We start from the raw sequence: 19,765 nt of genomic DNA on the forward strand, positions 1-19,765 counted from the left end.
TCAGGTGGCCTTCTGGATGGCCTGCTCGATGTCGGCCCAGAGGTCGTCGGGGTGTTCCAGGCCCACGGAGAGGCGCACCGTCCCCTCGCCGATGCCGGCGGCGGCGAGGGACGCCGCGTCCATCTGGCGGTGGGACGTGCTCGCCGGGTGCATGACGAGCGTGGCGATCGCGCCGAGGGACGGGCCGAGGGAGATCAGGCCGACGGCCTCGGAGAAGGTGCGGCCCGCGTCCCGGCCCCCGGCCAGCTCGAACGCGAGGACCCCGCCGGCGCCGTCCGGCAGGAGGCGGCGCGCGACGTCGTGCTGCGGGTGGTCGTCCAGTCCCGGGTAGTGGACGCGGGTGACGGACGGGTGCGCGGCGAGGCGGCGGGCGAGGTCCAGCGCGGACGCGCTCTGCCGCGCCACGCGCAGCGGCATCGTGGCGAGACCGCGCACGGCCAGCCAGGCGGCGAACGGGTCGGCGGTGGAGCCCAGCTCGACGGCGTGCTCCCACACGCGCTGGTGCACGGTCTGGTCGGCGAAGACGGCGGCGCCGCCGATGATGTCGCCGTGGCCGCCGAGGTACTTCGTGGTCGAGTGGATCACGATGTCGGCGCCGTGCCCGATCGGGCGGCAGAGCAGCGGGACGAAGGTGTTGTCGACGACGGTGAGGACGCCCGTCCCGCGGACGGCCTCGGTGAACGCGGGCAGGTCCGTCACGTGCGTGGTGGGGTTGGCGACCGTCTCCAGGTAGAGCAGGCGGGTCGTGGGGCGCAGCGCCTCGCGGACCTCGGCCGGGTCATCGCCGGGGATGAACGTCACGTCGACGCCCCAGCGCGCGGAGAGGTCCTGGAGGAGCGCGTAGGTGCCGCCGTAGAGGGCGGTCTGCGCGATGACGTGGTCGCCGGCGCGGAGCAGCCCCATCAGCACGGCGTTGACCGCGCCCATGCCGGAGGCGGTGGCGAGCGCGCCGGCCCCGCCCTCCAGCTCGGTGAGCGCCCGTTCGAGGGAGCGGACGGTCGGGTTGCCCATCCGGGCGTAGAAGAACGCCTCGTCCGGCCCCCGGAACGCGGCGGCCAGCTCGTCGGCGGCGTCGAAGGAGAACAGGTGGCCCTGGTAGATCGGGACGCCGAGCGGGCGGCTCCCCTCCGGGGCGATCACGGGCGGGTGGACGGCGCGGGTCTGCGGATGGTGTCCGGTCATGGTCCCAGCCTGTGCCCGTCGCCCGACCGGCGGAAACGGCCAATTCCGACCAGTGGCCCGGACCACGCCCCCCGCTGCCGTGCGTCGCGGAGCCGGACCACCGGCCCGGCCGGGGCGCCGCCGCCCCTGGCCGCCCGGTACGGTCCCGTCGCCGGCCCACCCACCCCGCGAGGGCGGACCGGCGATCGGGGTCGTCCCGGACGAGGTGGCGATCGGCGTCCCTCGACCGGAGACCCGAGCATCACCCGGCGAGGGCCCCTCCCGCCATCCGGGGTACCACCGCCAATACCGGACGGCCCCTACGGGGCCGCGACCGCGAGTACTACGTACCGGTTACGGGGTCGCGCGGGCGAACAGCCGCCGGTACACGCACCGCAGACCGTGGAGATCACTGACGGGCGAGGGGAACGCGAGCCGCACGTCGAACGACGAGGGCCCGTCCGGTGGCGGGGCGGAGCACCGCAGCCACATCCCGTACCGGTCGAGCGCGAGCGGCCGCACCGGCCCGCCGGGGACGGACTCGGGCAGCAGTCGCGGCAACTCGCCCCGGTGGGCGGCGTCCAGGTGGGTGAGGATGCCCGCCTCGATGGCGACGAACGGGTCCGGGGCGGCGTCCGCGTACTCCTCGGGTTCCAGGGTGGCGCTCCCCCACGCGTCGTCGATCTCGACCTGCGCGACTTCGAGGGCCAGGATCGTCCACTCCCGGACGCCGTGCCTCTCGGCGCCGGAGGCGCTCCGGGGGGTGTGGGGGGTCGTCCCCCCTCGAAGAGCAGGGGCACCCAGATCGAGGAGTTCGGGGCGCGGGTGGGCGTGCGAGAGGCGGAGGGCGGCGGCGCGCAGCTCGCCGTCCGGGACCTCGGTCAGCCAGCCGTGCACCCAGGCCCGGCCGCGCACCCGGTCGGGGAAGGTGACCGGGGCGACGTCGGAGATCCGCAGCGTGGCGGGCACGTCCTCCGGCTCGGCCCGCAGCGCCGCCACGTTCGGCGAGGCGGCCGGGACGAGCAGCAGCGGCCTGCCGTCGCGGTCGGTCGTGTGCGCCGGGACGGGCGCGTAGGGCACGCCCGGCGCGACGAGCACCCCGTCCGCCATGCCGTAGGCGAGGGTCCGCGCCCGCTCCGCCGCCGTCGGCCCCTCCGCGACCTGCCTTGTCTCCGCTCGCCGCACCGTGCCTCCTTGACGTGAAAGGTTAGGCTTACCTAACTTAGGCATACCTAACCACTAAGGAGCGTGATGAACAATTCCCGTCCCAAGGTGCGGATCTCGCGGGCCCTCGGCATCCCGCTGACGCCGAAGAGCGTGAAGTACTTCGAGGCCCGCCCGTACCCGCCCGGCGTGCACGGCCGCGCCCGCAAGCAGGAGACCGACTACAAGGTGCGGCTGCGCGAGAAGCAGCGGCTGCGCGCGCAGTACAACATCCGCGAGGCGCAGCTCCGCAACGCGTTCGCCAAGGCGGCGACCGCGGAGGGCAAGACCGGCGAGGCCCTGCTCGTCGACCTCGAACGCCGGCTGGACGCGCTCGTCCTGCGCGCCGGGTTCGCCCGCACGATCTACCAGGCGCGGCAGTTCGTCGTGCACCGGCACGTGCTGGTGAACGGGCGCCGCGTCGACCGCCCGTCCTACCGGCTGCGTCCCGGCGACGTGATCACGGTCGCCGAGCGGAGCCGCTCGATGGTCCCGTTCCAGGTCGCCGCGGCCGGCGGGCACGCCGAGACCGTCCCGCCCTACCTCGACGTCCGGCACGACGCGCTCGCCGCGCAGCTCACCCGGCTGCCCGCGCGGAGCGAGATCCCCGTCATCTGCGACGAGCAGCTCGTCGTCGAGCACTACTCCCGCTGAGGCGCGGCGGGCGCTCCTAGTTCTTGGGCTTTCCGCTCGTCTCCGCCTTCGGGGACTTCGACGCCCCGCCGCCCGGGACGGCCGGGAGCTGCCCGTTCTGGTTCTGGTTCTGGTTCTGGTCGTTGGTCCCCGAGGGGTACTGCTTGGTGACCTTCCAGGAACCGTCGATCTTGGCGAGGGCCAGCCGGAGCAGCGTGGCGTGGGCGGAGGTGGCGCCGTCCTTCGTCCGGACGTCGATGTCGACCATGACGACGGCCGAGGCGAACCTCTCGTCGACGCTGCCCACGAAGACCTGATTGGACTTGGACGACAGCGCCAGCTCGGGGTTGTTCTTGAACGTCTCGCCGAGGCTGGGGAGCGTCGTGCTCTTGAAGCTCTCCAGCAGGTCGCCGCCCATGAGCTTCTGGGCCTTGTCCATCTGCGTCTGGTAGTTCTGCGCGTTGTAGTTCAGCGCGACGTCGCCGTAGGCGGAGGCGACCTTGGCGACGGCGTCCCGCCTCTCCTGCTCGCCGGACGCCGCGCTCGCGCTCCTCCACTGCCAGATCGCCAGGCTCGCCAGCAGCGCGACCAGAACGATCACCACGACCGCCTGCGTCACGCTGAGACCGAGGATCTTCGGCCGCCCGCCCGCCGGGACCGCGCTCGGGCGGACCGGGGCCTTCGTCCTCGGCGCCTCCTCCTCGGCCTCCTCCTCCGGAGGTTCGAGGCGGGACGGGCGCGGCCTCGCGGCGGTCGCCGCCTTGCTCGTGGCCGCCTTGGTCGTCTTCACCGCCGGCGCGGCGGCCTCGGCCGGGCGCGCCGGGGGCTCCTCCTCCGCCTCGGCGTCCGCCTCGTCCTCGGCGTCGAGCGCCTCCAGGACCTCGTCGAGGTCCTCGTCGTCGATGACCTCGATGACCCGCACCCGGCGCCTGCGCTTGGCGGCGGGCTTCGCCGGCCTCTCCACGGCCTCGGTCTCCTCGGCCGCCGCCTCGTCGGCCGCCGTCTCCTCGCCGGCCGGGACCGCCTCGACCTCGTCGACGTCGTGCTTGCCGGTCTTGGCTGTCACTTCGGGCACTCCTCGGGGTTGGGGTCAGTCCTTGTTCCGACGCCGTCGGGACAGGCGGGACACCACGGGCACCGAGCCCATCATGACCCTGATCAGCACCAGCAGGGCGATGACCGGAGGAACGTACACTAGCCACACCGGCGGGCCGCCAGAAGAGCCCTCGTTGTTCGCGGCCTTCCTGGCCTGGACGCCCTGCTCGTTGACCGCCGGGTCGTGGGTGGGGATCGTCTCGCCCGGGTTCTTCGCCTTGTACGGCTTCTGCTTGATCGCCGCCGGGGTCCGCCCGCCGGGACAGGTCGGCACCTTGTTCACCCGCGGCTGCGGGAGCGGGTACTTGTACTCCAGCGCCGCGAGCCGCTTCGTCGTGACCTGGAAGACGACGTTCAGCACGGGCTTGCCCTGGTCCCGCCCGATCACGTTGTTGAGGACGACCTGGAGCTGCGGCGCCAGCACGAAAATCTGCCGCAGGTCGTTCAGGTAGTCCGGGTCGTACCTCGCCACGCCCAGGTTCCCGAGCATGTCCACGGCGCACCCGAAGTCGGGGGCGGTCTTGTCGAGCAGGCCGTTGACGGTGTTCAGCAGGCCGGGCCCGCGGTCGCGCAGCTCGGCGATCCGCCCGCGGACCTGGCTGAGCGCCGCGGTCAGCGCGGCGAGGTTGTCGACGCCGGCACCGAGCGAGCCGCGGTTCTGGTTCAGCACGTGCGTGATGCGGCCGAGGTCCTTGGTCAGGCCGTCGAGCAGCTCGGTGTTCTCCGCGAACGTCCGCGTCAGGTCGTCGCCGCCGTTGATGATCTGGCGGAGCGAGTCCTCGCGCCCCGACCAGCCCTCGGCCAGCTCGTGGGTGAGGACCTTCGCGTCGTCGGGGTTGATCGCCTTGAGCGAGTCGATGACCGCGCCGAACAGGTCGCCGTACTTCGGCGGCACCTTCGTCTGCGACACCGGGATGACGGCGCCGGCCTTCATCGGCGGGGCGCCCGCCCTGCCGGGGCCCGGGGTCAGCTCGACCACGGGCTCACCGACCGCCGACTTGCGCGCCGCGGCGGCGGTGACGCCCTGCGGGATCTTGACGCCGCGGTCGATGTCGAGCTTGACGACGACCTTGTTCCTCTCCAGCCGCACCGAGTCGATCTTGCCGATCCGCAGGCCGAGGTAGTCGACCTCGAAGTTCGGGTGCAGGCCGGGCGAGGACTCGAACTCCACCGTGATGTTGTACGGCCGGTCGATGAAGTCGAACCGGATGACGTTGTTGAACGCCCACACGACCATCACCGCGGCGAGGACGCCGAACGCCACCAGGTTGATCGTCAGTCGTCTGGTCATCGGCGCGGCTCCAGGAGCTTGTTGAGGTCCGGCAGAGCGCCCTCCAGCCCGTCGGGGAGGTCCGGTGTCCCGGCGGACTTCTTCTTCTGCGGCGGCTCGCTGAGGCCGGGGAAGATCGGCGTCCCGTCCGGCCAGGTGATCCGGAGGATCGGGTAGAGCAGCAGCTGGCCGTCGTAGCTGGCCCGCGGGATCTTCTCGCTGAACGTCACCAGGCTGTTCACCAGGTCGGTGAGCCGCTTGCGGTTGTCGCCGAGCTGCTGCAGGACGGGGTCGAGGTCCCGCAGCAGGGCGCGGAACCTCCCGATGCGTCCCTCCAGCACCTTGTCGTTCAGCTCGCGGGCCATCATGGTGAGCCGGTCGACCGTCTTAATGATCTTGTCTTTGTCGTCGTTCAGCAGCCGGGTGGTGCGTTCGAGCTGTTCGGGGGTCTCGCTCAGCGCGTCGCTCCCCTTGGCCAGCGATCGCCCGAGCCTGGCGAACCGGTCCACCGACTCGCCCAGCTCCCGGCGCTGCTCGGCGAACATCCGCAGCAGCGCGCCCGCCTGCGCGATCGTCGTGTTGAGCTTCGCGCCGTTGCCGTCCAGGGCGGTCGCCCCGGCGTTCACCACGGTCGCCACGTCGTCCCCGGCCAGCGCCTGGATCAGCGGCCCGGCCTGCCCGACGACCTGCTCGAACGCCGGCTGGACGCTGGTGTCGGTGATCGCGGCGCCGCTGGCCAGGAACGGGCCGCGGTCCATGCTCGCGCCGGGCGGCATCTGCAGCTCGACGTAGTTCTCGCCGAGCAGCGACGTCACCTTGATCTCCGCGCGGGTGCCCTGGGGGATCTTGACGTCGTCCTCGATGGACAGCGTCGCCTTCGCCCGGTAGCCGGCGAGTTCGACCTTGGTGACGGTGCCGATCGTGATGTCGGACATCTTCACGCTGTGCCCCGCGACCAGGCCCTGCACGTCGTCGAACGTGGCGGTCAGCGTCAGGTCGCCCCTCGGGGCGCCCGCCGTCTTGTAGGAGCAGCCGGAAACGGCGAGCGCCACGGCGGCGATGAGCACCATCAGCAACCTGCTCCGGCCCATCAGTTGCCTCCGTTCTGCCAGGGACAGTTGGAGTTGGGCGGGGGCAGCGGGCAATCGACCTCGTCGCTGTTCATCAGGCCCTTCAGCCACGTGCGCAGGAACGCGTCCGTGGCGAAGCGGATCTGCAGCGACTTGTTCTTCGGGTTGTAGCCGCCGATGAGCGCCTCGTTGATGCCGGGCAGCACATTGATCAGCTGGGCCAGCTCCTTGGCGTTGCCCTTGAGGACCAGCGCGGTCCTGGTGAGAACGGCCAGGTCGTACGGCAGCGTCCCCTTGTACTTCTTCAGCAGCTTGTCGCCGTTCTTCGACAGCTCCAGGATGCCGCCGATCAGTTGCTGCAGCTCGCCGCGCTCGGAGCTCAGCACCTGGCTCGCGGTGCCGAAGTCGCGGATCACCGAGCCGAGGACCTGCTCGCGCCCGCGCACCACGCCGGCCAGCCGGTCGAGGTTCCGCGCAACCTCGATGAGCTCCTTGTCCTGCCCCGCGACGTTCTCGACGAGGCGTGCGCTCTGCTCGAGGGTGGCGTTGAACGTCCTGCCGTTGCCCCGGACGGTGTCGGCGGCGGTGCCGAGCGCCTGCTGCATCTTGGTCGGGTCGAGCGCGTTCGCCAGGTTGGTGAACGAGCTGAGCGCGTCGTCCACCTCGACGGGCACGTGGGTGCGCTCGATCGGGATGACGTTCGCGGTCTCCTTCGGCTGCCCCGGCCTCCACGCCGGGTGCAGGACGAGGTTGCGCTCGCCGATCAGGTTCAGCGGGACGATCGACGCCTGCACGCCCCTCGGCAGCGGGACGTCCCGGCGCAGGTGGAACGTCACCTTGACCTTGTCGCCCTGGCTCTCGACCTCGTCGACGAGGCCGACGTCGGCGCCCATGACCTTGACCTTCGACTCCTCGTAGAAGGAGCGGGCCTTCGGAACGTAGACCACCATGGTGCGGTCGCCGCTCGCGGACGGGGCGATCGAGCAGCCGCCGAGCGAGGCGGCCAGGGCGAGGCCGAGCGCGACGGCGACGCCCCTCGTCCGGCTCTGGCGGGCCATCAGTTGCCTCCCTGCGGTCGCCGCGTGGAGATCGGGCCGGGCGGCTGCAGCGGGCCGAGCCCGGTGAGCAGGCCCTCGATGTACCGCCCGTTGCCCTTGAGGTTCGCGACCTGCTGGAACGTCGGCCCGAGCAGCGAGAAGTCGGTGTTCAGCGCGTCCATGTTCGGCGCGAGCCGCGTGGTCAGCAGGTGCAGGTTGTCCAGGAGCGTGTCGAGCTGCTTCTGGTTCCTGGAGATCACGTTGGACAGCGTCCGGACGGTGCGGTTGCCCTGGCCGATCGTCGCGGCCAGCTCGTTGCGGCGGCGGACGAGCGTCTGCAGCAGCACCTGGCTGGCGTTGATGATCTCGCGGAGCTCCCGGTCCTTGCTCGCCAGCGTGCCGGTGATCGTCTTGCTGTTCTCGATCAGCTTCTGGATCTGCGGGTAGGAGTCGTTCAGCATCCGGGACAGCTCCTGGATGTTGACCAGGATCCGGTGCAGCTTCGCCGCGCCCGGCGATTTGATCTGGTTGACCTGCGTGAGCAGCCGGTCGACGCTCTTCTGGTCGAGCTTGCCGACGATGTTCTGCGCGCCCTCCAGGGCCTCCGGGACGGTGAACGGAACGCTGGTGTTCGCCAGCGGGATCCGCCGCTTCGACTCGGGCACGTCCGCCATGTAGGGCTTGGAGACCGGGCCGGACAGCCGCAGGTACCGGCCGCCGAGCAGCGTCGTCGTCTGGATGTCGGCGCGGGTCTTCGGCCCGAGGTCGATGCCGGCGTTCACGTGCCAGGTGACGATGACCTTGCCCTTCCGGAAGTCGGGCTCGACCGAGATGATCCGGCCCGACTTCACGCCGGCCACCCGCACGTCCTGGCCCTTCTTCAGCCCGGCCGCGTCGCTGAACTCGCCGCTCATCGTGTAGCCGCGGTCCAGCAGGTGCAGCTGGCCGACGGCGAACGCGAACACGCAGCCGGCGGCGAGCGCGGAGAGGGTGACGATCGCGACGATCTTGTGGTTGACGTCTCTGAGGGATTTCAGCGCCATCAGCCGCCCACCCCCAGCAGCATCTTCCGCAGCTTGTCCAGATCGTCCTTGCTGGGCTGCCCCGTGCCGGGGGCCTTCGGCAGCTCCATCGGGAACGGGCACGGGCCCTGCATGACGTTGAGGCAGAGGGCGTTGGTGCGCAGGAAGTGGCCGCCGTTCGCGGTGGAGAACAGCTGCCGCAGCGTCAGCGGGAGCTGCTGGACCATCTTCTCCAGCTGGTCCACGTTCAGCCGGAACGTCTCGCTGAACCTTCCGAGGTTCTGGATGATGCGGGCGAGCTGCGCGTCGTTGCCGCCGAGGACCGCGTTGAGGTTGGTGGTGACGCCGGAGATCTCCACGATCGCGTTCTCCAGCAGCCTGCGGTTGCCCGCGAACACCTTGGTCAGCGACTCCAGGTTGTCGACGCTGGCGGCGATCTGCCGGTCCCGGGTGGCGATCGCGTCGCTCACCGTCTCGTAGTCGTCGATCATCCCCTGGATCGTCTTCTTCCTCGCCGCGAACGTCTGCAGCAGCAGGTCCAGGTTGTCGGTGAGCAGCGAGATGTTCTGCTCGTTGCCCTCCAGCGCCTGGGAGAAGGAGAAGAGGATCTTGTTGAGCTGGTTCGGGTCCAGGTTCCTCGTCAGCGGGCCGAGGCTGTTGACGATGTCGCCGAGGTCCACCGCCGACCGGGTGTGCGGGACGCGGTCCCCGTCGCCGAGCCTGGCCTGGCTCGTTCCCGGCTCCAGGTAGACGACCCGCTGGCCCATCACGTTGCGCCAGCGGATCGCGGCGGTCGAGTCGGCGGGGACCTTGACCTCCTTGTCGACGGCCAAGCCGACCACGGCCTTCCCGCGCACCACCTTGATGCTCTTGACCTGGCCGACGGGCGTGCCCGCCACCTTCACCTGGTCGCCCTCCAGCAGGCCGGTGACGTCGTCGAAGGTGGCGGTCAGCTCGTAGCGGGCCTTGAAGCTCGTGCCGAGGATCTGCTGGCCGATGTAGAAGGTGAGCATCCCGGTCAGCGCCACGAACACCAGGAACTTCAGGATCGTGGTGTATTCGGGTCCGCGCGCGGCCTTGCCGCGCATCCGCGGGCTCACGGCCTCCTCCCGGCCGGCGTGCCCTGCTGGCCCTTGGGCAGCCGCGCGTCGAACGCGGTCGTCCGGGGCGTGGACGGGCAGACGTCGATGATGATCTGGCAGATGTCCAGCGGGAGGTCGTCGCGGGCCTGCGCGATCAGCGTGCCCTCCGGCCCGGGGATGCGGATGATCTGCGACAGCAGCGCGAAGAAACCCTTCAATCCGTCGATCAGCACCGGGACGTTGCGGCGCTGGCCGTTCACCACGCGCACGACCTGGCCGCCGGTGTCGACGATCTTGCCGAGGTTCCCGCCGTGCCGCTCCAGGTTCGTGCCGAGGGTCGTGCCGAGCCGGGCGGACTCGTCCAGCAGCTGGGAGACCTTGTCGGGCCTGGCGGTGACGACCCGGGAGAGCTGGTTGAAGTCGCCGGCGAAGCGGGCGATGGTGTCGCCGCGGGAGGCGAACGTCCCCGACAGGCCGTTGATGTCGTTCAGCAGCGCGTTGATCGCCGCCCGGTCCCGGTAGGTCGCGTCGACGACGATCGCGCCGTTCTCGATCGTCCGGCGGAGCGCCGGCCCCTGCCCGGACAGTCCGGCGCCGAACGTGTGCAGGATCGTCGCCACGTCGTCCGGGTTGATCGCCTTGGTGAGGTTGTAGGCGGGCCAGGCGGTGTCGGACAGCTCCTTCGGGTCGTTGGTCTTGGCGATCCTGCCGCCGTCCTCCAGGAAGGGGCCGGACAGCTCGTGCGCGCCGAGGTCGAGGGAGAGGTCCTTCGGGCCGAACACCGAGACCGGCTCGACCGTCGCGACCGTCGTGTCGGCGATCCGGACGCCCTTGTCGACCCGGATCCGGACGGTGACCCGGCCGCTGCCGGCCAGCCGGATGTCGTCGACCTCCCCGACCGCGATGCCGCGGACCTTCACCTCGGACTTGCCGGGGTCGAGGCCCTGCCCGGCCCTGCCGAACGTCGCGTCGTAGTACGTGGAGCCCGCGTGGGACGGCGTGGACCCGATCGCGACGAACGCCGCGGCGGCCGCGATGACGCCCGCGCCGGCCAGCCCGAAGAGGGTCCGGGAGCGCTGGGAGAGTGTCTCGTCGCTCATCCGGTCAACTTCACTGTGCTGCCGTGGCCCCAGAAGATGTACGACAGGACCAGGTTCATCAGGATCATCAGAATGGTCGACTCCCGGATCGCGCGGCCCGCGGCGACGCCGACGCCGACCGGTCCGCCCGCCGCGTAGTAGCCGCGGTAGCAGTGGATGAACATGATGATGAAGGCGAACACCGCGACCTTGATCACGCTGTAGAACACGTCGATCGGCGGCAGGTAGAGGTGAAAGTAGTAGTCGTAGATGCCGGGTGAAAGCCCGAAGTACTGGATCGTGATGAACCTGGTGGCGAAGAACGCCATGAACAGCGACACCAGGTACAGCGGCACCAGCGCGATGACGCCGGCGGCGACCCGGGTGCACACCAGGTAGGCCAGCGAGTTGATGCCCATGACCTCCAGCGCGTCGATCTCCTCGGAGATCCGCATCGCGCCGATCTCGGCGGTGAACCCGGTGCCGACCTGGGCGACCAGCGCGACGCCCGCGATGATCGGGGTGACCTCGCGGACGTTGGAGTAGCTCGCGACCAGCCCGGTGAACGCCTCGGCCCCGATGCGCTCCAGCCCCGGGTAGCCCTGCAGGCCGACCATCGCGCCGGTGGCGAGCGACATCGTCGCGATCACGAAGATCATGCCGCCGCCGATGACCAGCGCGCCGACGCCGACGGTGATGTCGCTGACCTGCTTGGCGAGCGTCTTGCCGTACTTGCGCCGGATGACGATGTCGAAGAGCAGGTGGTAGAGGACCCGGCCGAGGAACACCGGCAGGTTGGCCGACGCGGCGAGGCCCGCGGTCCGGCCCCTCACGGCGCGGCCCAGCTTGCGGACGGGGGATATGGCGACCATCAGAACCTCGGGGGGAACAGGACCTGGTAGATCATGGTGAGGATGTAGTTCGTCGCGAACACCACGATCGAGGTGACGACCACCGCCCGGTTGACCGCGCGGCCGACGCCGACCGGGCCGTAGTCGCAGTTCATGCCCATGTAGCAGGCGACCGCGGCGGCGATGAACCCGAACACCCACGCCTTGAACAGGGTGATCATCAGGTCCGAGAACTGCAGCAGGGTCGTGGCGCCGTCGAAGAACGCGCCGGGGCTGACGCCCTGCTGGATGACGTTGAAGTAGTAGCCGCCCACGATGCCCGCGAGGATCACCACGGAGCAGAGCAGGCCGGACACCATGCTCGCCGCCCACAGCCGGGGGGTGACCAGGCGGTGGATCGGGTTGATGCCCATGACCTCCATGGCCGCGAGTTCGTCGCGGATGTTGCGGGCGCCCATGTCGGCGGTGATGGCCGAGCCGCCGACGCCGGAGACCAGCAGCGCCGCGGCCAGCGGCGCCACCTGCTGGATCATCGCCGCGGTGAGCAGCGCGCCGGTGCCGGACTGCGCGCCGAGCTGCCGGGCGATGTCGCCCACCTGGAGCGAGATGGTCGCGCCGAGCGGCACCGCGATGAGCATCACCGGCACGCTGGTGACCCGCGCCAGGAACCAGCACTGCTCGATGAACTCGCCCCACCACTGGCGCAGGTCCCAGGTGCGGCGCAGCCCTTCGAGGAGGGTCACGCACAGCAGTCCGGTCTCGTCGAGGGCTCGCTCGACGCGTCTGCGTGCCAGGTCCGGGGCCTTGGTCAGGCTCAGGGCCATCAGCCGGTGACCTCCCCCAAGGGGGGTTGGTGAAGGTCCACTCCAGCCTCCTTTGTGCTCGGACGTCGGCGCCCATCCGAAACCCCGGGACCCGCCGTGCGCGGCGCCGCCAGGTCGTGCGCTGGCGCCGCCGCCCCCGGCCGGCCCGGTACCACATGCGACCCCGTGCACCCTTCAGCGCACACCGGCACCGCCTGTGATCTGAGGCACTCTATTGGAAGAAGGTCTAAGAAGCGAGTACTTACATCTGGTTTTGTCCGAAGCTACGATCGGCCGGTGCAGACCAAGGCGCGACAAGGCATCGAAGAAGTCATGGACGACGGCGTGGACCCCCTGGTCATGGGCGTCCGGGACCGCTGGAAGGACCAGGGGCTGCGCGGCGATCCGTGGCCGTTCCTGGCGATCTGCTCGGTCGGGCGGCTCAACCAGCTGCTCACGAAGGCCCTGGACACCGAGCTGAAACGGCTGGACCTCACCCGGACCGGCTACTTCCTGCTGACCACCCTCGCGCTCTCCGTCAAGGGGCGGGCGCGGCTGAGCACGCTGGGACGCATCCTGATGATGCACCCGACGACGGTGAAGCTCACCGTCGACCAGCTGGAGGCCGCCGGGCTCGTCGGGCGGACCCGGCACCCGCGCGACCGGCGCGCCACCCTCGTGGAGATCACCGACGCGGGACGGGAACGGGCCAACGAGGTGAGCCTGGCGCTGGAGGCCCCCGGCGGCGCCCTCGCGGCGTTCGACGGCATGCACCGGGACCTGTTCGAGGCGCTGCAGCCCGCTCGGCTCGCCGCCGGCGATGTGGAACTCTTGAACCCCGGCCAGGGCCGGGGCCGGGTGCAGACCGATGGGTGAACCGTGCGGCGTCCCGGCCCCGTACTTGGTCTTCGACGACACGAGACCCGGGCGATAAGGCAGTCTTCTCCTATGCCACAGAGTCACGGCACGCGCAGACGTCCCTCCACCCGTCGCCCCGCACGGGTGCCACCGCCGCGCCGATCGCCCGAGGAACTCCCGGACGCGCCGCGCGGACGCGGGCGCCTGCGGCGGGTGCTCACCAGCAACGTCACCATCATGATCGTGGCCATCGGCGCGCTCGGCGGGGCGCTGACGATGGTCGACCTCGGCGACTTCGTGGACGACGGCACCAAGCCGCCGAAGGCCGCCGCCGCGGGCCTGTCGACCAACGACATGCTCGCCAAGCTGACGTCGGCGTCCGACATGGACCCGATCGTGGCCGACTCGATCGCCGCCGCGAAGAAGCGCGCCTACCAGGAGCACCAGCGGGAGCTGAAGCGCCTCAAGGAGAAGGCCAAGAAGGAGGCGGCGGCGCGGGCGAAGCTGAAGGCCCAGCAGGAGCGCGAGCGCCTCGCCAAGATGAACCCGAGCGCCAAGCAGAACAAGGCGTACGGCAAGAAGATGAACGCGCTCAAGGGCTGGGACCGCTGCTGGCCGGACCTGGAGACGCTCTGGATGCACGAGAGCGGCTGGAACGAGCGGGCCGAGAACCCGTCCAGCGGCGCCTACGGCATCCCGCAGGCGCTGCCCGGCTCGAAGCTGGCGAGCGCGGGAGCCGACTGGCGCACCAGCTCCCCCACCCAGATCGCGTGGGGCCTCGGCTACATCAAGGCCCGCTACAAGGACCCGTGCGGCGCCTGGGACTGGTGGCAGGCGCACAACTGGTACTGAACCCCCGCCGGACCTGCGCGAGGGCGCGTCCCGGCACGCCCGAGCTGGCACCATGGAGGCATGCGGACGAGCAGGGCGCGCCAGGCAGGCGGCGCGGGTGGGTCGAACGGGGAGGCCGGCGGCGCGGCGGGCGGCGGCCGCCAGTGGGCGCGGGCCGACGCCACCCGCCAGGCGCTGCTGACCGCGGCGCTGGGGGTCTTCGCCGACCGCGGCTACTCCGCGGCGGGCATCGCCGAGATCGTCGAGCGGTCCGGCATCAGCGTCGGCAGCCTCTACCACCACTACGGCGGCAAGGCCGGGCTCTACGTGGCGCTGTGGGAGGATCTCAGCGCCGAGCAGGAGGCGAGCGCCGCGCAGGCCGTGTCCGCCGCGCGCAAGGAGGGCGAGTCCGACCCGATCGCGCTGTTCACCGCGGGGGCCCGGGCCTACCTGCGGGTGTGCTGGGAGCGGCGGGAGGCGGCCCGGCTCTTCCTCGACGGCGAGGGTCCGGCCGGGTCGTCGCTGATGCGCCGCAGCCGCGCCCAGCACTGGATCGCGCAGAACACCAAGCTGCTGCGCGGCCCGTCCTCCGGAGAGCCCGCCGGACGCGCCGAGCAGGTGCTGAGCCTCGTGCTCACCACGGTGATCGGCGAGGCCGGGCGGGAGATCGCCACCGCCGAGAACGAGGACGAGGCCGCGGAGATCATCGACGAGGTGTGCCGCATCCTGATCCGGCTCGCCCGCTGACCTGACGCCGCCGCGCCGCCGCCGTCAGGGGCGGGCGGCGCGGACCTGCCCGGCCTGGAGCCAGGCGGGCCGGACCGTGCGGACGCGGGCGGGCTGCGGCGGGAGCGTGCGGAGCCGCGCCGCGGTGGGGCGCTTGCCCGCCAGCCGCGAGCCCGCGGCGCGCAGCCGCCGGCGTGCCGCCCGCCGGGCGCGGGTGCCGGCCCGGCGGGCCAGCCGCAGCCGGAGCAGCAGCAGCGTCACCACGACCGCCAGCCCGGCGACGAAGCCCGCCTGGAGCGCGACCAGATCCGCGACGGTGAACCGCTCGTCGGGAAGCTCGCGCAGGTTCGACACCGGGACGAGCGGCCCGGAGGCCGGCGCGATCTGCGGGGTGTCCGGCACGATCGGCGGCAGCGCCACCTGCGGCCCGGTCATGCCCGCGAGCGGGTCGAAGCCGGACGTGGTCAGCGGCGGGACCCCGGGCGGCAGCGACATCGGGCTGATCCCGGGCGGCAGCGCCCCGGACGGGGCCGTGATGATCATCTTGTAGGTGCGGGACACGGTCCTGGCCCGTGCGGCCGAGACGGACGCGCGCAGGGTGATCAGCCCGGGTTTCGCGGTGGACGGGGCCCGCACGGTCGCGAGCGCCGACGCCCCGCCGCTTCCGACGCCGCCGAGATTCTGCGTCCGAGGGCTCACCCCGGCGCCCGCGGCCGACATGCGCAGGACGGTGCCGGTCGCGGTCGCCTTCGCCGACGACACCCGCACGGTCGCGGTGACCGAGCCGCCGGGCCGCATCGTCGCCGACGACACCGACAGCCCCAGGGACAGCACCGGGGTCCCGGGCGTGCCCGGCTCGTCCGGCGGGTCGGTCGGCGGATCCGTGGGCGGATCGGTCGGGGGATCCGTGGGCGGGTCGGTCGGCGGGTCCGTGGGCGGATCGGTCGGCGGATCGGTCGGGGGATCCGTGGGCGGGTCGGTCGGCGGGTCCGTGGGCGGATCGGTCGGCGGATCGGTCGGCGGATCCGTCGGCGTCTCCGTCGGCGGATCGGTCGGTTCCTCGGTGACGGTCGTGCTCGGATCGGGGGTCGGCTCCGCGAGGACCGGATGGACGCCCACCGTGCCGATGAGCACCACCGCGGCGAGCCCGGCCAGGACCGAAGCCGATCGCGAGCGCAACGAACGCACCTCCCCGCCAAATTGCACTGAATTGGATGGAAGCATGCGCCGATTCGGCGGATCAACCCTGCGCGTCAAGGTCCGTTTCAGGTGCTCATTTCCCGCCGGGATGACAATTGGCGATTATCACCGGTTGATTATTCGGGGGCGTTGCCGTCCCGTCCGGCGCCCGCCCGCGAGGCGCGCTCGCGCAGCCGCATTGCGCGCAGCACGGCCTCGATCGCGAAGCGCGCCTCGGAGTCGGCCAGCCGGTCGCCGAGGATGCCCTCGACCTGCCGCATCCGGTACCGGACGGTCTGGGGGTGGATGCCGAGTTCCCCGGCGATGTCGGTGGCGGTGCCGCGGGTCACCAGCGAGGCCCGCAGCGTGTCGAGCAGCCGGTCGCGCTGGCGGGGGCTGAAGCCGTCCATCCCGCCGAGATGACGGTGCGCGAGCTGGTCGATGAGGGCCTGGTCGGAGAGGAGCCAGAGGGTGACCAGGTGCTCCTCGCAGTCGGTCACCGGCGCGTCCCCGAGCACCCCCGTCTCCACCAGGCCGAGCGCCTGCCGCGCCCACCGCAGCGAGTCGGCGACCCCGGTGATCGGCACGGTGAGGCCCGTGACGAGCTGCCCGTCGGGCAGGACGCGGAGCAGGGCCTGCCGCCGCTCCGGAGTCGGCCTCCCGGGCACGACCAGGAACGGCTGGGTGGCGGTGAGGTCGGCGAGGACGTCGTCGTCCAGGGCGCCGCGGACGTACCGTGCGCCCGACGGGGCCACAACGGCGGTGACCTCGTCCGGGATCGTCCACCGCGCCCGTTCGGCGGCCTCGGCCAGCACGCGGGCCCCGGCCCGGCGCAGCAGCAGTTCGAGTAACCGCCGCCGGTGCTCCTCGGCCTCGCCGTCCGGCCGCGCGTCCATGTAGCCCTCCAGCGCGAGCGCGGCCAGCTCGTCGATGTAGGCGAACAACGCGTCCGCGAGCTGCGCCATCACCTCGGGCGACACCCGCCGGCGGGGACCGACCTTCATGATGCGGCGCCACGCGACCTGCGCGCCGATGCGCAGGGCGGCCTGGAGCGTGTCGAGCGTCCGGCCCTCCTGCGCCTCGAACCGGCCGAGCCGGCGGTAGGTCTCGTGGTGGCGCTCGCGCGGGGCGTGGGGGTTGGCGACCTGGTCGACGAAGTCCATCAGGGCGCGCTCGACCCCGATCCGCAGCGCCTCCACGTACGGGTCCCGCAGGGGACGCCCGTACTCCGGGATCGACCTGCGCACCTCCTCGATGATCTCCTGGGAGAGACTGGGCAGCTCCGGCCGCATCAGCAGGGCAAGCCGCCGCGGCAGCCTGGCCCGCCGCTGCGCGTGCTCCGGCGTCAGAGTCCGTGTCATGGGCACACCTCCGAGTACGCCGCCGTCGCGGTCCTGGCGTTTCGCCGGGCGGGGGCACCCGGCTTCCCGGACGGTCGGCGGTACGGCGTGACGCTGAGGGCGCGCCGAGCGGGGGACCCCTGCACACCCCCCGCGATCTGTGAGCCGGACCACCACGAAGTTAGATCAGATCAACTACGGCTTAATGTAAAGAGAAAGTAAAATCACCATACTGTCGCTTTGCAGTGACACTCGGCGTCCAATAAGGGACAGCTCATCTCAACGACGGACTCCGTTCCCGCAAGCGGTGCGCCCGCAGCACCGCGTCCAGGACGAACCGCGCGGACGGATCGGCCAACTGCTCGTCGAACGTCTCGCTGATCTGCCGCATCCGATAGCGGATCGTCTGCGGATGCAGCCGCAGCATCCGCGCCGCCTCGACGGCGTTCCCCTGCGCCTCCAGCCACGCGCCGAGTGTTTCGGTCATGCGCATTCGACGTGATCTTGTCATTCCCGCCAGCACGGCCAGTTCCCGCCGGGCAAGCTGATCGAGCAGCGCCCTGTCCGACAGCAGCCACAGCTCCAGCAGGTGACGCTCGCACAGCGTCGGACCGCCGTCCTCCAGGACGCCCGCCTCCACCAGAGCCAGGGCCTGCCGCGCCCACCGCAGCGAGTCGCCGGCCTCCGCCAACGGCACCCCCAGCCCCACCGCGGCCCGGCGATCCGGCAGGGCCCGATCGAGCATCGCGGCACGCTCCGCGTCGAACGCTCCAGGGAGCAGCAAATGAGGCTCGGCATCGGCGAGGTCGGCGAGCACGTCCTCGTCCAGCGCCTCCCGGACGCACCGCGCCCCGGCCGGTATCGCGACCATCGTCACCGACCCCGGCACCTCCCACCCCACCGCCGCCGCCGACTCCGCCAGCGCGCCGCTCGCCACACCCGGTCCCAGCACCAGCCGCAGCAGCCGCCGGTGGTCGCCGGGCAGCTCGTCGGCCGACGACCGCACCTCCAGGTAGCCCTCGACCGACAGGGACGCCAGCTCGTCGATGTAGGCGAACAGCGCGTCGGCCAGCCGCGTCATGACCCCGGCCGGCAGCCGCTTCTCCCGCGCGACGTTCGCCACCCGCCGCCACGCGACCTGCACCCCGACCCGGTACGCGGCCTGCAACGCGTCCAGCGTCCGCCCCTGGTAGGCCTCACTCCGGCCGAGCTCCCGGCACAGCTCATCCCGCCGCTCGGTGCCGTCCCCACCCCCCGACATCTGGTCGACGAACGCCGCCATGGCCTGCTCGACCGTGATCCGGAACGCGGGCGGCTTGGACACCCCGTCCTGCCGCCCGTACTCCGGCACCGACCGCCGCACCTCGGCGATGATCTCTTCGGCCAGCGACGGCAGCTCGGCACTCAGAATGGCGATGACCTGTGGCGGAATCGCCCCCCGCCCGGCGAGGGTCCCCGTCATGAACCCCTCCCCTCAGACCACCAAGAATGGCTCCGCTAAAAGGTAACCCACCACCCCATCCCCCCGCATCATCACCCAAAAAACACTCACCGAACGACAATTCCGAGCACCACCCCTGATCACCGAAGGACAAATAGCCCCACCTCAAACCATCGCGACTCAAGCGACAACCTCCCTATTACCCCGCGTAACGACTTTCACCCTCCGCGGTCGCTCGAACACCGATAACGTCCGCCGCGTGCCATCTGTAGATCACGAGGTGCCGCTGGAACTGATCCGGAACGAGCCCGCGCTGGCCCCGGAACTCCTCCAGCTGGTTTCCGGCATCAAACCCCCCGAATACGAACAGATCTCCCACGGATCGGAGTCACTCACCGACTGCAACCCCACCGAATACCGGTGCGACTCGACCGTCCTCCTGGGTGACCCCCACCGCCCGGACCTCGCGATCGTCGTAGAGGTCCAACGCAAGCCGGACGAGCGCAAACGCTTCAGCTGGCCGGTCTACCTGTCCACACTCCGCGCCCGGCGCAAGTGCCCGGTCACGCTCCTCGTTCTGTGCCCGAACAGGCGAACGGCCGCCTGGTGCCAGGAACCCATCGAGAGCGGACACGAGGGCTGGGTCCTGCGGCCCTGGGTACTGGACCTCACGAAGGCTCCCGCCGTCACCGACCTGAACAAGGCCCGCTCGCTCCCGGAACTGACGATCCTGAGCACCATCGCCAACGCCGACGGCCCGGACCGCAAAGCCGTCCTCACGGCCTTCGCCGAGGCGCTGGAGGTCACGGACCGCGACAAGGGCGAGTTGTACCATGACTACGTGCGGTCACAGCTCTCCGAAGCCGCACGAGACTGCCTGGAGGAGATCATGCAAGCCGGCACCTACGAGTGGAAAAGCGACTTCGCCCTGAAACACATAGCCGAAGGCGAAGCCAGGGGCGAAGCCAAAGGGGAGATCAAGGTGCTCCTCGTCGTCCTAGAAGCGCGCGGCTTCACCATCGACGACGACCTCCGCCAGCGCATCACCAACTGCAAGGACCTCCAGCAACTCGACACCTGGGCC

At 71.1% G+C, this 19,765-nt stretch carries 19 protein-coding genes; 5 read left to right on the top strand and 14 right to left on the bottom strand.

Annotated features, from left to right (window positions below; all coding sequences use genetic code 11):
* Together ABGB11_RS37775 and ABGB11_RS37780 are read right to left on the bottom strand one after the other, a co-directional pair.
* Nucleotides 1–1,182 carry an aminotransferase class I/II-fold pyridoxal phosphate-dependent enzyme gene (locus tag ABGB11_RS37775; protein ID WP_347640305.1) on the bottom strand — a complete coding sequence of 394 codons (1,182 nt, stop codon included), beginning with the start codon at nt 1,180–1,182 and terminating at the stop codon, nt 1–3.
* A 333-nt stretch (nt 1,183–1,515) separates the two neighbouring features.
* On the bottom strand, nt 1,516–2,346 hold the full coding sequence (locus ABGB11_RS37780) for a DUF2470 domain-containing protein (protein WP_347640306.1): 831 nt from the start codon (nt 2,344–2,346) through the stop codon (nt 1,516–1,518).
* 66 nt (nt 2,347–2,412) lie between these two features.
* Here ABGB11_RS37780 and rpsD point away from each other — a divergent pair, with 66 nt between their 5' ends.
* Nucleotides 2,413–3,018 (top strand): 30S ribosomal protein S4, encoded by a 606-nt coding sequence (rpsD, locus tag ABGB11_RS37785; RefSeq protein ID WP_347640307.1) that lies wholly within the window; start codon nt 2,413–2,415, stop codon nt 3,016–3,018.
* Between the two features lie 16 nt (nt 3,019–3,034).
* Here rpsD and ABGB11_RS37790 read toward each other — a convergent pair whose 3' ends face one another.
* From ABGB11_RS37790 to ABGB11_RS37830, 9 genes are read right to left on the bottom strand one after another with little or no spacing between them, the layout of a single operon-like run.
* Nucleotides 3,035–4,063: a hypothetical protein gene (locus ABGB11_RS37790; protein WP_347640308.1), complete on the bottom strand. Its 1,029-nt coding sequence runs from the start codon at nt 4,061–4,063 to the stop codon at nt 3,035–3,037.
* Nucleotides 4,064–4,087: 24 nt separating this feature from the next.
* Complete coding sequence (locus ABGB11_RS37795; protein WP_347640309.1) at nt 4,088–5,383, bottom strand: MCE family protein; 1,296 nt, start codon at nt 5,381–5,383, stop codon at nt 4,088–4,090.
* Entirely contained in the window at nt 5,380–6,453 is a 1,074-nt protein-coding gene (locus ABGB11_RS37800; protein ID WP_347640310.1) for an MlaD family protein, read from the bottom strand. The genes ABGB11_RS37795 and ABGB11_RS37800 overlap by 4 nt, the downstream gene beginning before the upstream one ends.
* The gene (locus ABGB11_RS37805; protein WP_347640311.1) at nt 6,453–7,490 is read right to left on the bottom strand and encodes an MCE family protein; all 1,038 of its coding nucleotides are present in this window, start codon (nt 7,488–7,490) and stop codon (nt 6,453–6,455) included. Before ABGB11_RS37805 ends, ABGB11_RS37800 begins: the two co-directional genes overlap by 1 nt.
* The gene (locus ABGB11_RS37810) at nt 7,490–8,512 is read right to left on the bottom strand and encodes an MlaD family protein (protein ID WP_347640312.1); all 1,023 of its coding nucleotides are present in this window, start codon (nt 8,510–8,512) and stop codon (nt 7,490–7,492) included. Before ABGB11_RS37810 ends, ABGB11_RS37805 begins: the two co-directional genes overlap by 1 nt.
* Complete coding sequence (locus tag ABGB11_RS37815) at nt 8,512–9,591, bottom strand: MlaD family protein (protein WP_347640313.1); 1,080 nt, start codon at nt 9,589–9,591, stop codon at nt 8,512–8,514. Before ABGB11_RS37815 ends, ABGB11_RS37810 begins: the two co-directional genes overlap by 1 nt.
* Nucleotides 9,588–10,673, bottom strand: coding sequence for an MCE family protein (locus ABGB11_RS37820; protein ID WP_347640314.1), 1,086 nt, complete (start codon nt 10,671–10,673; stop codon nt 9,588–9,590). Before ABGB11_RS37820 ends, ABGB11_RS37815 begins: the two co-directional genes overlap by 4 nt.
* Complete coding sequence (locus ABGB11_RS37825; RefSeq protein WP_347640315.1) at nt 10,670–11,524, bottom strand: ABC transporter permease; 855 nt, start codon at nt 11,522–11,524, stop codon at nt 10,670–10,672. The genes ABGB11_RS37820 and ABGB11_RS37825 overlap by 4 nt, the downstream gene beginning before the upstream one ends.
* Nucleotides 11,524–12,327 (bottom strand): ABC transporter permease, encoded by an 804-nt coding sequence (locus ABGB11_RS37830; RefSeq protein ID WP_021593637.1) that lies wholly within the window; start codon nt 12,325–12,327, stop codon nt 11,524–11,526. The genes ABGB11_RS37825 and ABGB11_RS37830 overlap by 1 nt, the downstream gene beginning before the upstream one ends.
* Before the next feature lie 276 nt (nt 12,328–12,603).
* Between ABGB11_RS37830 and ABGB11_RS37835 the strand changes: the two genes are divergently transcribed.
* The 3 genes from ABGB11_RS37835 to ABGB11_RS37845 all read left to right on the top strand — a co-directional run bounded on the left by ABGB11_RS37835 (nt 12,604) and on the right by ABGB11_RS37845 (nt 14,742).
* Nucleotides 12,604–13,182, top strand: a complete 579-nt coding sequence (locus ABGB11_RS37835) for a MarR family transcriptional regulator (protein ID WP_347640316.1) — start codon at nt 12,604–12,606, stop codon at nt 13,180–13,182.
* Between the two features lie 195 nt (nt 13,183–13,377).
* Nucleotides 13,378–14,016, top strand: a complete 639-nt coding sequence (locus ABGB11_RS37840; RefSeq protein ID WP_347640317.1) for a lytic transglycosylase domain-containing protein — start codon at nt 13,378–13,380, stop codon at nt 14,014–14,016.
* Nucleotides 14,017–14,076: 60 nt separating this feature from the next.
* A complete protein-coding gene (locus ABGB11_RS37845) occupies nt 14,077–14,742 on the top strand; it encodes a helix-turn-helix domain-containing protein (protein WP_347640318.1) in 666 nt (221 codons plus the stop codon).
* A 24-nt stretch (nt 14,743–14,766) separates the two neighbouring features.
* Here the strand turns inward: ABGB11_RS37845 and ABGB11_RS37850 are convergent, their stop codons facing one another.
* From ABGB11_RS37850 to ABGB11_RS37860, 3 genes are all read right to left on the bottom strand, one after another.
* The gene (locus ABGB11_RS37850) at nt 14,767–15,900 is read right to left on the bottom strand and encodes a hypothetical protein (RefSeq protein ID WP_347640319.1); all 1,134 of its coding nucleotides are present in this window, start codon (nt 15,898–15,900) and stop codon (nt 14,767–14,769) included.
* A 137-nt stretch (nt 15,901–16,037) separates the two neighbouring features.
* The gene (locus ABGB11_RS37855) at nt 16,038–17,261 is read right to left on the bottom strand and encodes a helix-turn-helix domain-containing protein (RefSeq protein WP_347640320.1); all 1,224 of its coding nucleotides are present in this window, start codon (nt 17,259–17,261) and stop codon (nt 16,038–16,040) included.
* A gap of 253 nt (nt 17,262–17,514) precedes the next feature.
* Entirely contained in the window at nt 17,515–18,702 is a 1,188-nt protein-coding gene (locus ABGB11_RS37860) for a helix-turn-helix domain-containing protein (protein ID WP_347640321.1), read from the bottom strand.
* 259 nt (nt 18,703–18,961) lie between these two features.
* Between ABGB11_RS37860 and ABGB11_RS37865 the strand changes: the two genes are divergently transcribed.
* On the top strand, nt 18,962–19,765 hold an 804-nt coding region (locus ABGB11_RS37865; protein WP_347640322.1), incomplete at its 3' end, for a hypothetical protein.

It is taken from the genome of Actinomadura sp. B10D3 (assembly GCF_039871695.1).
In the GTDB taxonomy this organism is placed as follows: Bacteria; Actinomycetota; Actinomycetes; order Streptosporangiales; family Streptosporangiaceae; genus Spirillospora; species Spirillospora madurae.

What these genes read in the sequence shown, in the direction of transcription:
- ABGB11_RS37775 (WP_347640305.1), bottom strand. Translation starts at nt 1,182, where the DNA reads ATGACCGGACACCATCCGCAGACCCGCGCCGTCCACCCGCCCGTGATC.
- rpsD (WP_347640307.1), top strand. Translation starts at nt 2,413, where the DNA reads ATGAACAATTCCCGTCCCAAGGTGCGGATCTCGCGGGCCCTCGGCATC.
- ABGB11_RS37795 (WP_347640309.1), bottom strand. Translation starts at nt 5,383, where the DNA reads ATGACCAGACGACTGACGATCAACCTGGTGGCGTTCGGCGTCCTCGCC.
- ABGB11_RS37800 (WP_347640310.1), bottom strand. Translation starts at nt 6,453, where the DNA reads ATGGGCCGGAGCAGGTTGCTGATGGTGCTCATCGCCGCCGTGGCGCTC.
- ABGB11_RS37805 (WP_347640311.1), bottom strand. Translation starts at nt 7,490, where the DNA reads ATGGCCCGCCAGAGCCGGACGAGGGGCGTCGCCGTCGCGCTCGGCCTC.
- ABGB11_RS37810 (WP_347640312.1), bottom strand. Translation starts at nt 8,512, where the DNA reads ATGGCGCTGAAATCCCTCAGAGACGTCAACCACAAGATCGTCGCGATC.
- ABGB11_RS37820 (WP_347640314.1), bottom strand. Translation starts at nt 10,673, where the DNA reads ATGAGCGACGAGACACTCTCCCAGCGCTCCCGGACCCTCTTCGGGCTG.
- ABGB11_RS37825 (WP_347640315.1), bottom strand. Translation starts at nt 11,524, where the DNA reads ATGGTCGCCATATCCCCCGTCCGCAAGCTGGGCCGCGCCGTGAGGGGC.
- ABGB11_RS37830 (WP_021593637.1), bottom strand. Translation starts at nt 12,327, where the DNA reads ATGGCCCTGAGCCTGACCAAGGCCCCGGACCTGGCACGCAGACGCGTC.
- ABGB11_RS37845 (WP_347640318.1), top strand. Translation starts at nt 14,077, where the DNA reads ATGCGGACGAGCAGGGCGCGCCAGGCAGGCGGCGCGGGTGGGTCGAAC.
- ABGB11_RS37855 (WP_347640320.1), bottom strand. Translation starts at nt 17,261, where the DNA reads ATGACACGGACTCTGACGCCGGAGCACGCGCAGCGGCGGGCCAGGCTG.
- ABGB11_RS37860 (WP_347640321.1), bottom strand. Translation starts at nt 18,702, where the DNA reads ATGACGGGGACCCTCGCCGGGCGGGGGGCGATTCCGCCACAGGTCATC.